The sequence below is a fragment of the Chryseotalea sp. WA131a genome (genome assembly GCA_025370075.1).
Taxonomy (GTDB): Bacteria; Bacteroidota; Bacteroidia; order Cytophagales; family Cyclobacteriaceae; genus ELB16-189.
In genome coordinates, this window is the sequence record CP073016.1 from 2127064 (window position 1) to 2140813 (window position 13750).

Annotated in this window: 11 protein-coding genes; 1 reads left to right on the forward strand and 10 read right to left on the reverse strand. The window is 41.7% G+C overall.

The window, feature by feature from the left end; translation table 11 throughout:
• Positions 1-319 precede the first annotated feature (319 nt).
• The 7 genes from KA713_09585 to KA713_09615 form a co-directional block, all read right to left on the reverse strand.
• Positions 320-1231, reverse strand: a complete 912-nt coding sequence (locus tag KA713_09585) for a tetratricopeptide repeat protein (protein UXE69090.1) — start codon at positions 1229-1231, stop codon at positions 320-322.
• Positions 1232-1410: 179 nt separating this feature from the next.
• Positions 1411-2430 carry an alpha/beta hydrolase gene (locus KA713_09590; GenBank protein UXE68799.1) on the reverse strand — a complete coding sequence of 340 codons (1020 nt, stop codon included), beginning with the start codon at positions 2428-2430 and terminating at the stop codon, positions 1411-1413.
• Between the two features lie 185 nt (positions 2431-2615).
• Complete coding sequence (locus KA713_09595) at positions 2616-3191, reverse strand: hypothetical protein (GenBank protein ID UXE68800.1); 576 nt, start codon at positions 3189-3191, stop codon at positions 2616-2618.
• Positions 3192-3351: 160 nt separating this feature from the next.
• The gene (locus tag KA713_09600) at positions 3352-4026 is read right to left on the reverse strand and encodes a hypothetical protein (protein ID UXE68801.1); all 675 of its coding nucleotides are present in this window, start codon (positions 4024-4026) and stop codon (positions 3352-3354) included.
• A gap of 163 nt (positions 4027-4189) precedes the next feature.
• Complete coding sequence (locus KA713_09605; protein UXE68802.1) at positions 4190-4435, reverse strand: hypothetical protein; 246 nt, start codon at positions 4433-4435, stop codon at positions 4190-4192.
• 942 nt (positions 4436-5377) lie between these two features.
• The gene (locus KA713_09610; protein ID UXE68803.1) at positions 5378-5959 is read right to left on the reverse strand and encodes a hypothetical protein; all 582 of its coding nucleotides are present in this window, start codon (positions 5957-5959) and stop codon (positions 5378-5380) included.
• Positions 5960-6134: 175 nt separating this feature from the next.
• Entirely contained in the window at positions 6135-6572 is a 438-nt protein-coding gene (locus KA713_09615; protein UXE68804.1) for a hypothetical protein, read from the reverse strand.
• A gap of 685 nt (positions 6573-7257) precedes the next feature.
• Here KA713_09615 and KA713_09620 point away from each other — a divergent pair.
• Positions 7258-7440 carry a hypothetical protein gene (locus tag KA713_09620; protein ID UXE68805.1) on the forward strand — a complete coding sequence of 61 codons (183 nt, stop codon included), beginning with the start codon at positions 7258-7260 and terminating at the stop codon, positions 7438-7440.
• A gap of 352 nt (positions 7441-7792) precedes the next feature.
• Here KA713_09620 and KA713_09625 read toward each other — a convergent pair whose 3' ends face one another.
• From KA713_09625 to KA713_09635, 3 genes are all read right to left on the reverse strand, one after another.
• Positions 7793-8980 (reverse strand): hypothetical protein, encoded by a 1188-nt coding sequence (locus KA713_09625; GenBank protein ID UXE68806.1) that lies wholly within the window; start codon positions 8978-8980, stop codon positions 7793-7795.
• Positions 8981-9167: 187 nt separating this feature from the next.
• The gene (locus KA713_09630) at positions 9168-10733 is read right to left on the reverse strand and encodes a PQQ-binding-like beta-propeller repeat protein (GenBank protein UXE68807.1); all 1566 of its coding nucleotides are present in this window, start codon (positions 10731-10733) and stop codon (positions 9168-9170) included.
• A 1795-nt stretch (positions 10734-12528) separates the two neighbouring features.
• Positions 12529-13041, reverse strand: a complete 513-nt coding sequence (locus tag KA713_09635; GenBank protein UXE68808.1) for a hypothetical protein — start codon at positions 13039-13041, stop codon at positions 12529-12531.
• Positions 13042-13750: the final 709 nt, after the last annotated feature.

A 13750-nucleotide genomic window follows, 5' to 3' on the forward strand; every position in this document is an offset into this window, starting at 1 on the left:
ACTCGGCACGGATGCAAGGGCTTTGGATGCGGGTTGATTTGCGCGGCCTTTGCATTGGTGCCGCTTACGGGCAGCCATTTCGCCTATATGGTGTTATGCCCCGTTGCCCCGCGAAGGGCTGGCACAAAAGGCAAAGGCTTCCACGCCCCTTTTGTGTTCGTGGGGCGGGGCAATGTGGCATAACGATTTGTGCTTATGCCAGTAGCGGGATTTTGAAACTTCGCCCTTTCCCACAAGCAGAACGAAATTAAGAAAACAAAACGAAGATACCACACGTCACCCCGCTATTGCATAAGCACAGTGTTACCACCAGTGCAACTCACTTCTTTTTAAGTTCCTCAATTTGTCCCGTGGCGTAGTTCTTCGCTTGGTCGTTTCCGTATTTAATTGTCAGCTCATAGTACTTTATAGAATTTTTATAGTCCGTTTTTAACTTGTAAGCTTGAGCGATATTGCTTAATACAATGTAGTCGGTTGGCGCTAATTTCTCAGCTTTTAAAAGCGCTGTCAACGCCTTGTCGTACTCCTTTTTGATAAGGTAAACAATTGAAAGATTTGACAGGCTTTCAACATGGTCAGGATAATATTTAAGAATGGTCTCTGCAATTTGGCGCACATTGTTCAATAGGTCGTCATTGTTAGTATTATAGAGTTGTAATTGATAAGTCTGAATTGAGCTTAACAAAAATTGCTTCGGGTCGTCAACTGGTTTATTATCAGTCCACGTCCATTTGTTTTTTATTTTTTCTGAGTAGTCAATTGTCTTAATGATTTCAGTTGTAAAATTTTTGTAGTCCTCTAACTCACCAAACATGTAGGTCTTCCCAAAACGAATATCAAGTCGTGTCGGGTTTTTTGCAATTCCTTTGTCGGCATAGTCAAAGCCCCTTTGAATCATTTTCGGATCGTAATTTGAATTGCCATACATATAACCCACAGGTTCACTTTTTGACGTGTCTTTGTCCATGATTTTTAAAACATTCTCGCCTTTTGGATTATTGCCCAATTCAATGAAGTCTTTCTTACTTTTGGTTACATAGAAGTTGAAGTATGCAACATAAAGTTCGGGGTCTTTGCTGTCGGCATTTTCCCATTTTCGCAAAAGTTGTCGTTGTCCTGTCGTGTCTTGTTTTGTCACGAGGTCAGCAAACTGTTGTTTAAACGTCTGCCCAAACGTTGGATTAAAAAATACGGTCAGTCCGATTAAAACTATTATTGTTCGTCTACGCATCATCGTCTTTTTGCATTGGTGGTAACGTTTGTGTTTCTGCAGTGGTGCCTTTTCGAAGCCGCGTCCTGTCCCACGAAACCAAGCGTTGAACGAAGATAAAACTTTAAACCAACTCGTCACGGCACCATTGCAGAAACATACTGTTGCCAGCTGTTGGACTTCCCAATTGTTCACCGTGACTATTTCTTTGTTGAAACTGTCCAACTAATAAACTCTTGAAAAATTCCGTCCCATTTGTCTTGTGTCTCTCCATTTTCTTTTTCAATCACAAATCCGTGGTCACACTTTGCGCAAATTTCATATCTCAAGTTTTTCTTACCGAGCCTAGCAAATTCAAGCGGAATTAAATAAGTACTTTCAATTGGAGCGCTTTCATCTTTTCCAGCGACTTGTACGTAAATCGGGATGTCTAATTTTAATAGATTATAAATTGGTGGTTCAGCATAACTCCACCATCTCTTGGCTGAATAATCATGTTTTCCTTTTGCACTAACGTCTCCCTTGTTCTCAGTTATTTTTTGGAACGAAGTCAATATCTCTTTTGTGTTATTTAATGCAATGCTGTCAGAAATCTGCTTTGTCCAATTTGCCTTACTATTTTCCAGCAAGAAGTCAAAATGGTCCGGTAAAGCGTTTCCAGCCCAAAAACCTAAATGAGTAATTTTTTTATTGACTGTCCCGAGTTTAGCTGCTACAGGTGCACCCTCAGAATGCCCGTAAACTATTACTTTGTCAATGTCCTTTATCAATCTCTTAGTTATGTATTTTATTACTAAGTCAGCTTGTTCTACTCGATTTTGTAAGCTATTGTTTTCATGGTATTTAGAATAGTCAGTCGTCTCACCAAAATTTATTGAAGGAATACCAGTCTTTGAAATAATTGCATAACAGTAACTCTCGTCTAATAACTTATAATCTCCAGGAAACCAACGATAAGTAGTGTACACTCCCTTATCATTTTCTACCGTAAATAATGGGTCCGGTGAAGTCCCTTGTAGATACAAGACTAAATTTGTCGGCATTCTATTCTCACTTTTATGAACGTAAAACCAGACTGTATCGTCTGAAGTCGTAATTGTATGTTCCGTAAACCCAAATTTGTCTAAAACCTCTTGTCTTGTAGGTTTTATATTTTGTGAATACGAAAGTGTCAGTCGAAGTACAACAAGAACAATCGTCCAGAAAAAGCTTGAATTCATTAAGTCAAGTTATTAATCTTTAAATATTATAAATCTCTGTCCACGGAGTCCGTCCAATTGCTGGCAACGGTTAGCTTATTGCTGGCGGGCAATTAAAACCTGCGCCCTGTCCAACGAGATAAAGATAAACAAAGAACTGCACACTTCAATGACGCACAGTCCCGCCCGCTTGCAATAAGCTTTTGTTAGCGGCAGGCATTTTTTACCCGTCCCATTTCTTTGTGTCGCCAAATTGCTAAAACATTACAGTCCGCGTGATGTTCCTCTGGATTGTTTTTAAAGAGTCGATCGCGGATGTCGTAAGCTTTATCAAATGTGTCAATGAGGCCGAAATGATTTAAGTCAATCGGTTTGAATGTCTCATCAAAACCACCACAATTTGAAAGAGCACTTGTCGAGTAATCTTTGTCAAGCAGCTCGTAACCGACAAATTCGAATTCCTCTATTTTTATTTCCTCACACTTCTCTTTCGGTTCTTTAACAACTGTCAAAAGGTTAAACCGCTCCTTATCCTTTACCTTTTTGACTACGTAGGCCAGTGAGTTGAAGAGTCCTGTTTCATAAAGGCTGTCTGTGATAATAAAGTCCCAGTCCCCGTTTTCCCCTCGGTCGGGTTCGAATACTAGTCCATTCAACATGGCGTCCAATGAAACTAATTCTGTCAAATGAGTCAGCTTGCTAAACTCAATGTACTTTGTCCAAGAAGAGCCGTCTTCATGTTCTTTGTCGTACGTCTCTGTCGCGGTGTACCAATAGTCCATTTAATTGTTTAGCTCTAATCTTTCCAAAAATGCTTGCCGCTAACGTGAATATTTGCGATCGGGCGGGAATTTGAAACTGCGTCCTGTCCCAAACACAAAGCGGAATAAAGATAACAAAACTTTGAACTACACGTCAACCCCGCCTGGCGCAAATATATTGTTATGCGGTCGTGCTTCGCCTTAATATCATTCGTCTAATTGAAGTCTTTACTGTCAAATACCGCTCCTTTTTTGCAAGTGTCCTGTACGTGTGGTCGTCAATTATTAGAAGTCCATCTTTTGTCAGTCCTATGATTGTTGCTCCACAAAAACCAGTTAATGATTTTGTCGTTAAGAATTTACCGTTCAATACTTTATAGAGTTTACTCTTGTTCGGAATTTCCTTTTTGTCAATTAATGACGTCTTAAATCGTTTTTCTGTGAAAGTGATGTAGCCATTATTGCCTTTTTGCTCATTCAAAATCTTTGAACTTCTATAGTATATTTTCGAGTCGGTCAATAGACTGTCTTTAACTTCAAATAGTCCAAAGTTAATTACGTCCCATTTGCCAATTAATTTCTCAACTCCAAAATTGTGAAGCGTTGTGTCCATTTGAACTTGTCCCAACGATGTATTAAAGCAAAATCGTCCTCTGGTCGAGTCCGTTTCGTTGAAAACGCAAGTCTGGCAGCGATTGGCAATTTCTGAATAGTTTGAATTCAACACTTCATTGTCCTTTTGCCAATATGTGCTGTCGAGTCGCGGATACAATAAGTAGTCAGTCAGTTTAATATCTTGACCATTAACTAAAATCGTTGTGAAAATGAGTGTCGTCAGGAAGTATATTTTTCTCATAGTTGTCGCCTTTTTAGCATGCCGCATAACGTGAATATTTGCGATCGGGCGGGAATTTGAAACTGCGTCTTGTCCCAAGCACCGAACGGAATAAAGATAACAAAACTTTGAAATACACGTCAACCCCGCTTGGCGCAAATATATTGTTGGCGGTAGTTGCAATTTACAATTTCCTCCATACGTAGCCTGTCCCTTTTTTATTCTTTGTCACTCGTCTCAAATTCTTTGGATCAAACTTAAAAGGCAAATAGGGTTCAATGGTTTTAACATAGTCCCAAAATTTATCGTCTGCTTGGTTGAATGGGAAATTTATTGTCGGTGAGCAAAAACTATTTCTCTTTAGCCAAAACACGATTCCAGATTCAAGTGTTTGTCCCTTCAAAATATCTTTTGTTTCTAAGTACTTCAAATAGAACTTGTGATAAAATGTAAGTTCTGCTGGTCCCTCCGGATGTTTTGGCCAAGGGTCTCCATTCACAAGTATATCGACAGCATCTTTAAATTTCTCTTTCTTAAGTCGCCAAATTGTCTCCTTTTCGGAGGGTTTTTGTAAAGTTGCTGTACATTAATAATTTGTCCATTGCCAAATTTCTCGTTCGCTATATTTATTGCAGACCAGCATTTGTCCTCGGTCATTTGGTCGTCAAACCCGCTAAAGATGTGCAGCTCGATTGAGTCCCAAGAAGTGTCGTCTGGTCTTTCTGGATTCGCTGTTGTAAATTGTCTTAGAAAAAAGTCCAACTTTAGCCAAGCCATTTCAATTGCCTTTTCCCTAACAGACTGAACTGTTTGTGATTTAGACAGAGAATATTGGATGAATGATTCCTGAGTGTCCATCTTGTTCGATTGCAATTACCGCCAACGGCTAAGTTTGTGACGGCTGCGGTCTTCGGAGCGCGTCCCTGTCGCACGTGGCAGAGCTAAATTAAGAAAAACAAACCGAATAACCGCAACGACCCCGCAGCTGGCATAAACTTTTTGTTATGCGAACAGCCCCAGAAACTTTTCAGGGGCCGAAAAACCGTCCAACGTGGCGGGTGCGCCTACGTCCCTGTCCCGGAGCGGTGAGGCGTGGCGCGGTGAAGAAATTGTCGACCGCGTCACCGTCCCCACGCAATGGTGAACCAATTTGAAAAGCTGCAAAAGAAATAAGCAAAGGCGCGGGATGAATTTTGTTTTGCGGTCTCAAGATCCTGCGCGTTCGCGGGGCTTGCGCATAACGTTTGTGTTTCTTCAGTGGTGCGCTTCCGAAGCCGCGTCCTGTCCCCGATACCAAACGTTGAACGAAGATATAAACTTTGGATTACACCTCACCGCACCATTGAAGAAACATTTTGTTGTGCGCAGTGAGTTACTCTCGCCAGTTCTTTCTACTATATTCGATAACTTCTTGATCTGTCACCAGAGGTTTCCAATTCCCGTCCTTTGGGAATTTATTTTTATTTCGCTCGCCTTCGGGTATGTAAAAGTTTACTTTTTCACCACTGCTTTCAGTCGAGAACCAGAACAATTGCTCCTCCTTGATATACTGTTCTTTATCTGTATAGCCAGTCATCATTTTGTCGTCCCATTCCTTTGATACACACATCTGGCATTCATGTGTTTGCTTGTCAACCGAAACGAATCCGCATATGTCACAGGTGTCGTAGGTCAACCTTTTCGAAAATGATTGAATAGGGATAGACAATAAAATAATACAAATGATACTAGTTACAATTACAATACTCTTTATCCAATGCGTCTTCGCTTTTACCAGTCGATAAATCCCTAATCCTAAGCCTACACTGATAAAAAGGCCAATTATTGTCAATGGTATTTTTTCAATCGAGTTGTCAACCAAATCCGATATTGCTGCGAAAATAGGGCCGCAGAATCCGACAATGTATACTAGTTCCCAGGCACCTTTCTGTTCAAACGTCTCTTTTATAGTCATCGATTCCAACTTCGTTTATCTCATTGCGCACAACGTTTCGGGGCTTTGCGAAGTTGGGGTTTAAAATGCCAATCGTTTCAGAACTAGAACGAATTTAGTAAAATTCCTGAACTTTTTGCTAGCCTTCAGCCCCAATTTCGCAAAACCCCTGTTACCAGCAGTGTTTCCCTGTCAGTCATCTGTTTTTATTATTTATTCGTCTTTTGTTGACTTCAGTCGCAACATTAAGTTCAATGTAAACAAGTCCACAAATAATGGCTATTTCCCCTAAAAAGTATGCTATCCCAATAGTTGTAAGTTGAGGGTGATAGAAAATTATAAGACCAATGGTCAAGATGCAATAAAGCAGGTTAGCAATACTAATACCCTTAATATAAGGTGTCCAGTTTGCTTTAATGACAAAAAAACAAGTTGTTGAATAAATACAGAAACAAACTGCAATCAAAGAAAGGAAAGTCAATATTCTTTCAGGCATTCCAAAGTATTCGTTGATATTTCTCAATACTACAAACAATAAAAACGCAGTAGTCAAAGCCCCTATACTGTCAATTAGGAACAGTTTTTTTGGCTCTGATGATAATTGTTTTATAATCTTACTTACAGTCTTTATCATTTAAAATGCAAATTTTAGTTTTGTCAAGCGTTTACAAGTCGTGTTAGGTGTTTGAGTGGTCTTCTAACATTGCTGGTAACGGCCTAGTTTGTGACGGCTGCGGTTCTCGGAGCTCGTCCCTGTCGCACGTGGCAGAGCTAAATTACGTAAAACAAACCGAATAACCGCACCAACCCCGCAGCTGGCATAAACTTTTTGTTATGCGAACAGCCCCAGAAACTGTTCAGGGGCCGAAAAACCGTCCAACGTGGCGGGTGCGCCTACGTCCCTGTCCCGGAGCGGTGAGGCGTGGCGCGGTGAAGAAATTGTCGACCGCGTCACCGTCCCCACGCAATGGTGAACCAATTTGAAAAGCTGCAAAAGAAATAAGCAAAGGCGCGGGATGAATTTTGTTTTGCGGTCTCAAGATCCTGCGCGTTCGCGGGGCTTGCGCATAACGTGAGTGCTTATGCCGGGCTGGGTTAAACACCTGCGCCCTGTCCCACAGCACGAATATAAGTAGAAAGCACGAAACTTAATAACCCACAAAACCCCCGACTGGCATAAGCACATTGTTGGCAGCAGCGCATTTTCGTTCGTCAAACAGTCGAGCAAATGTCAAAGGCTTTTCCTCTCGGTGGCGGCAAAACTGTCCATGAAAAACGTCCACCGAAAATTGGCCAAACGTCAAGTATAAATTCCAGCATTGTCGCCCGAGAATACTTTATCCACCGTCAAACCGTCTGCGGGCAAAAAAAATGTTGAAGCCGTAAAGCTTTTTGTCGCTATGTCTATGGCAAAAAAACTGTCGGCAGAAAATAGTTTGTTGAATGCAAGCCGTCCGCTGGCAAAGGTGTTGGAAGAACACTCCGTCAAAAAAGTCGGCTGATAAAAAATGTTGTCATTGAAAATTTGTCCCAGTCGAACAATTTCTTGTCGACCGGTCGCTGGTAAAAAACCTGTCAAGGCGATGTGTCAAACGTCTGCTAAAAATTGTCGCGCAACAAAATTTTCGGAGGTAAACATTTTCAAAAACCTAGTCCGTCCACGTGCGCAAATCCGTCCCGCGCGCTGTCGGCCGTGGCGGGTAGTGCGTTGCTGCCAACGTTTGTGTTTGCGCAGTGGTGCGGTTTCGAAGCCACGTCCTGTCCCAGACACCAAAGCGTGGAACGAAGATAACACTTTGAGTAACACGTCACCGCACCATTGAGCAAACATTTTGTTGGCGGTAGTGCCTTACTTCATCTGCTTTTTTTAAGTTTAAATTCCACCTCCTCGTTGTCCCGCTTAACTTTCATATTTAAACTGTCAGCCTGATAAAGCATGTCTCTTATTTTGAAAAAACTATCGCATAAATTCGCGGTGTCAACCGATAATTTGTCCACGCTAACTAAAGTGTCATTCAGCTTTATACCGTTAATGTCACCACTCAATCCTTTATATAGTCTGCTTATGTAGATGTCCTTACCATTCATGTTCATATCTACTCCGAATGAATTGAATTGGTCAATTGGAGTTTCACTAAAAGGTGTTAATATCAATTCCTTTTCTTTGAAATTGAGTGTCACAATAAAATATCTAGCTAACTCTGAACCAATCAAATTATAATTGTTTGACTTAGAATAGAACGCAACTTGATTAGCTACACTTTGTCCCGCAATTTTAACAGTTTTCAAACGTGAAACATACATTGATTCCTTGTTCACCCCGTTTGCACCAATAGTCCCTTCACCATATGTTTCAATAGAATTGGCAAACTGATACTCATTGGCTGTCTTTTCTGTTAGTGAAATGAAACCACCATAACCAAAGTCTAACATAAACTTTTGATTGCGTCCATCAATTTCTACTTGAATAAAAGGATTTAGTACTCTGTCTAGCTCAACTTTGAGTTTAACTGAATTCTTGAGATTTGGCATTTTCTCTAAATTGTCAGCCAGTCGTATAATTTTGTTGTGATAGTCAATCTGCCAGACTGCTTGTTTGATAACTCCTTTTCCAAGAAGTCCACCGTTAGTATAGCACTTAATTACTGGAGCTTCATTAAAATCAAAGTTAAAAACTCCTACATCTGTAAACTGGACGTCACCAACCTTAAGTCTGGGTATTTTACTTAGAACTATTTCGGACTTAATTTGATTCGAACTACCAACGGAAACCTTCATTAGTTCAGGTAGCATATTCTTAGTCATGATGTCGGTTGTTACCGTATTGTATCCTCCAGTGTCAAATATGTAGTCGTATGTCTGTGAACCTATAGTAACAGGAATGATAAAGTAGCCACCTCTGTCAGTAAATGAGATTTCCTGATAAAAATCTGTCAAAACTACATTTGCAGCGTTAGCAATTTTAAGCTGCTCTTTTGGACTTTGTCCGAAGCTATAAACTGTCAGCGAAACAAAAATTGAGGTTAGCAGTCTTTTAGTCATCAAGTTCAATTATATCAATCTATTTTCTTGGTCGTCAGCGGGCATTACCGCCAACGTGAATATTTGCGATCGGGCGGGAATTTGGAACTGCGTCCTGTCCACGACACCAAACGCAATAAAGATACCAAAACTCTCAACTACACGTCAACCCCGCCTGGCGCAAATATATTGTTAGTGGCATGTGGCCTTATTCATCCTTTATTATTTTTCCCAAGTCGATTGCTATAAATCTATTGTCTTGTGTATTGTATAATGTCTTGTCAATTATAAAAGCTTTTGATGTCGCTTCAACTTCAGCAATTTTTTTTCCTTCGTTATTGACAATCAATGTGTTTTTTTCTTTTGCAATAAATTTATAGTCTGATGTCTGCTCGTAATAAAAACTCAAATCTTTGTAGTCAATAGTTTTTGTCACCTGCAAATTAATGTCAAGAGATAATATCTTGTCCTGACTTGTAAAAATGAATACTTTGGTTGTATCAGATTTACGAAGACTTGAAAGTTCACCATTTTCCAATGTTGTAAAAACCTGACTGCCTACAAAATATCTTAGTTCCCCAAAAGTGTCTTTTGGAAATTCACTTTCTAAAATCTCTATCCCCGTTTCCATCGAGTATTTTTTAATTCTGTTTTTAAAGACCAAAAAAATTTCCTTGTTGTGTGTCTCAAAATTTAAGATCGGGTCGTCTTTAACATTCATAACTGTGAAAAATATTTTTTTGCCAGTTTGTCTATCAAAAGCTGCAAAGAATGGCTTGCCAAAATCTAATCGTCTGTCGCCCATATACGCTACTCCTTTATTAACCATAAATATTATGTCGTCTTTTATTAAGATTGAGGATTTGCTAGCTATGTCATTTGCAAAAGGAAACTTCCAAATGATTTCCCCCGATTGCTTATCAATTTTCACAAGTTGTTCATTTGAAGCAAAATAAATATTGGAACTATCAGTTAATGTGTTTGATACTAAATCTCGCACTAAATTATGCCCCGTGGACATTACAAATGCGCCCGTCAATAAACCGACAGCAACTCCGGCTGCGTTTGCGGCAATCGTTCCTTTATAGTCCTTTTTACCTGTAATTGTGTTATAGTCCCAACCCTTTCCCGTTTTTATATTTATGGCGTGCAAACCTGCTGCGACAACTATCATTGTGGAGTCATTAATATAAAATACGTTATTCCAACTGTAGTCTCTATTCAAAGTTCTCTTCCAAATTATGTTACCATTTTTCAAATTTATTCCTTCAAGTTCATTAGTATAACCTGTTGAGTTTTTAAACTTATAGCCTACGCCAATATTGTCAATTGGATCAACGTAATAAATGTTATTTTTGACTTCCCAAAGTTCGTTTCCTGTCTTAATGTCCAGACAATAACTTTTATTCCCGACTGTATAAATCATTGTTTTGTTGAATTGTTGCAAACCGCTTTGCTGGTAAGCAATTTTTTTATTCCACAAAACTTTTTGATTCTTAATGTCATATTGAACAATGTGTCCTGTATTGTTAAGCCATTTTCCGTTTTTGCTTAATCCTCTTAATTGAGCGGTTAAAACTCCTGATGTTGTGTCAAGAAATATTTCGTGAATTCTGTCAGAAAAAACATACTCCACTCCATTGATAACGAAACTGTCAACAAGGCTTTTGCCTAACGTTTTCTCTGTGCTTAAAACTTGAATCTGATTTTTCTGACTAAATGCTGAGGTTGCAATCAAAAGCGAAAGTCCAAAAATTATTTTTTTTATTACCATATTCTTATCCTGTCGGTTTACTTCATGCGTGACTATCGGTTTGGGTGTCGTCCGCCATTGCCACTAACGATGAGGGTTGCCGAAGGTGGGATTAAAAACTTCGCTCTTTCCCCATAAGATAAAATTAATAGAAAGAGGAACGTTTTCCTAACGCACTAAGCCCCACTTTCGGCAACCCTATGTTGGGCGGTGTTGCAATTTCGAGTTCGCCTTTTATGGCCAAGTCATTGCGTATAAAAGAAAATTATGCGCACGTTACTTGGACTGCCGAAGTTCATTTCCCTGTTATTTACCCCCTTTTAACACGGCACACTTCGGCACGTTAGCCGTAATTAAACGTTTGTAATCGTTTGACATCTGGATACTGTCAAACCAAACGATTAACTTCGTCCCCAAGTCTTTGAAAGCGGGGTCACCCGTTTGAAAGTGCGAACTTTCACGGTCTCACCGCAAAGACTTGAAAAGAAATCCTAACGCCTTTCTTCCAACGTGCCTTCAGCGACTTTGTAAATAAATAGGGAAAACAGAACTTTGTAAAATGCGATCTCTGAAATCCGCACTCGCAATATAGCCCAACGGCTAAGTTTGTGACGGCTGCGGTCTTCGGAGCGCGTCCCTGTCGCACGTGGCAGAGCTAAATTAAGAAAAACAAACCGAATAACCGCAACGACCCCGCAGCTGGCATAAACTTTTTGTTATGCGAACAGCCCCAGAAACTGTTCAGGGGACGAAAAACCGTCCAACGTGGCGGGTGCGCCTGCGTCCCTGTCCCGGAGCGGTGAAGCGTGGCGCAGTGAAGAAATTGTCGACCGCGTCACCGTCCCCACGCAATGCTGAACCAATTTGAAAAGCTGCAAAAGAAATAAGCAAAGGCGCGGGATGAATTTTGTTTTGCAGATTCAAAATCCTGCGCGTTCGCGGGGCTTGCGCATAACGGCTAAGTTTGTGACGGCTGCGGTCTTCGGAGCGCGTCCCTGTCGCACGTGGCCGAGCTAAATTAAGAAAAACAAACCGAATAACCGCACCGCACCCGCAGCTGGCATAAACTTTTTGTTATGCGAACAGCCCCAGAAACTGTTCAGAGGCCGAAAAACCGTCCAACGTGGCTGGTGCGCCTGCGTCCCTGTCCCGGAGCGGTGAAGCGTGGCGCGGTGAAGAAATTGTCGACCGCGTCACCGTCCCCACGCAATGCTGAACCAATTTGAAAAGCTGCAAAAGAAATAAGCAAAGGCGCGGGATGAATTTCATTTTGCGGTTTCAAAATCCTGCGCGTTCGCGGGGCTTGCGCATAACGGCTAAGTTTGTGACGGCTGCGGTCTTCGGAGCGTGTCCCTGTCGCACGTGGCCGAGCTAAATTAAGAAAAACAAACCGAATAACCACAACCACCCCGCAGCTGGCATAAACTTTTTGTTATGCGAACAGCCCCAGAAACTTTTCAAGGGCCGAAAAACCGTCCAACGTTGCGGGTGCGCCTGCGTCCCTGTCCCGGAGCGGTGAAGCGTGGCGCGGTGAAGAAATTGTCGACCGCGTCACCGTCCCCACGCAATGGTGAACCAATTTGAAAAGCTGCAAAACAAATAAGCAAAGGCGCGGGATGAATTTCATTTTGCGGTTTCAAAATCCTGCGCGTCCGCGGGGCTTGCGCATAACGTTTGTGTTTGCGCAGTGGTGGGCTTTCGAAGCCGCCACTGTCCGCGTGGGCAAACGTTGAACGAAGATAACACTTATAGCTTGCACGTCACCCCACCATTGCGCAAACATTTTGTTGGCGGTAGTACCATCTCTGACTGTTTACTAATCTGCCAGTTCGTTGAGTCTTGGTTGAATGAACCAAACTCCAAGTGGAACCATCCATATTAGAAATGCCTCTACGGCATATTCGTTAATCTTTGCAAGTCGTCCCAATTCAATTGTTTTAAGTGTCTTAGCTGCGAATAACACAGAATAAACCATTAGTCCCAAATAGATTGGAACTCCGGTGAATACTAAGATTAAAAAGTCGTCACCACTCAAAAAATTTTCATTTTCTGTTAACCAGAAAATAAAAATTAAGAGTGTCAGCGCCAATAGAAATGCAACTCTAAATCTCCAAAGTCGGAAGTTGTGTCCAACGGGCAATAGCTTATAGAGTCCATTTGGAATTGTCCAAATCCAGCTAAACACTGTCGAAACAGTTATCATTCCTACTATTACGTCAGCGTACCCAGTTTGTCCGTGTCCAGAAACACCTAAGATGTCAGCCAAGATTGGTACTCCAATCGTCAACAAAAATAATTGCCAGTGTTTAAGTCGAAGAATAAATTTCATTTGTCCTATGTTTTCTCTGTCGAGGTATTACCGCCAACGGCTAAGTTTGTGACGGCTGCGGTCTTCGGAGCGCGTCCCTGTCGCACGTGGCAGAGCTAAATTAAGAAAAACAAACCGAATAACCGCAACGACCCCGCAGCTGGCATAAACTTTTTGTTATGCGAACAGCCCCAGAAACTGTTCAGGGGACGAAAAACCGTCCAACGTGGCGGGTGCGCCTGCGTCCCTGTCCCGGAGCGGTGAAGCGTGGCGCGGTGAAGAAATTGTCGACCGCGTCACCGTCCCCACGCAATGCTGAACCAATTTGAAAAGCTGCAAAACAAATAAACAAAGGCGAGGGGTGAATTTTGTTTTGCGGTCTCAAAATCCTGCGCGTTCGCGGGGCTTGCGCATAACGGCTAAGTTTGTGACGGCTGCGGTCTTCGGAGCGCGTCCCTGTCGCACGTGGCCGAGCTAAATTAAGAAAAACAAACCGAATAACCGCAACGACCCCGCAGCTGGCATAAACTTTTTGTTATGCGAACAGCCCCAGAAACTTTTCAGGGGCCGAAAAACCGTCCAACGTGCCGGGTGCGCCTACGTCTCTGTCCCGGAGCGGTGAAGCGTGGCGCGGTGAAGAAATTGTCTACCGCGTCACCGTCCCTACGCAATGGTGAACCAATTTGAAAAGCTGCAAAACAAATAAGCAAAGGCGCGGGATGAATTTTGT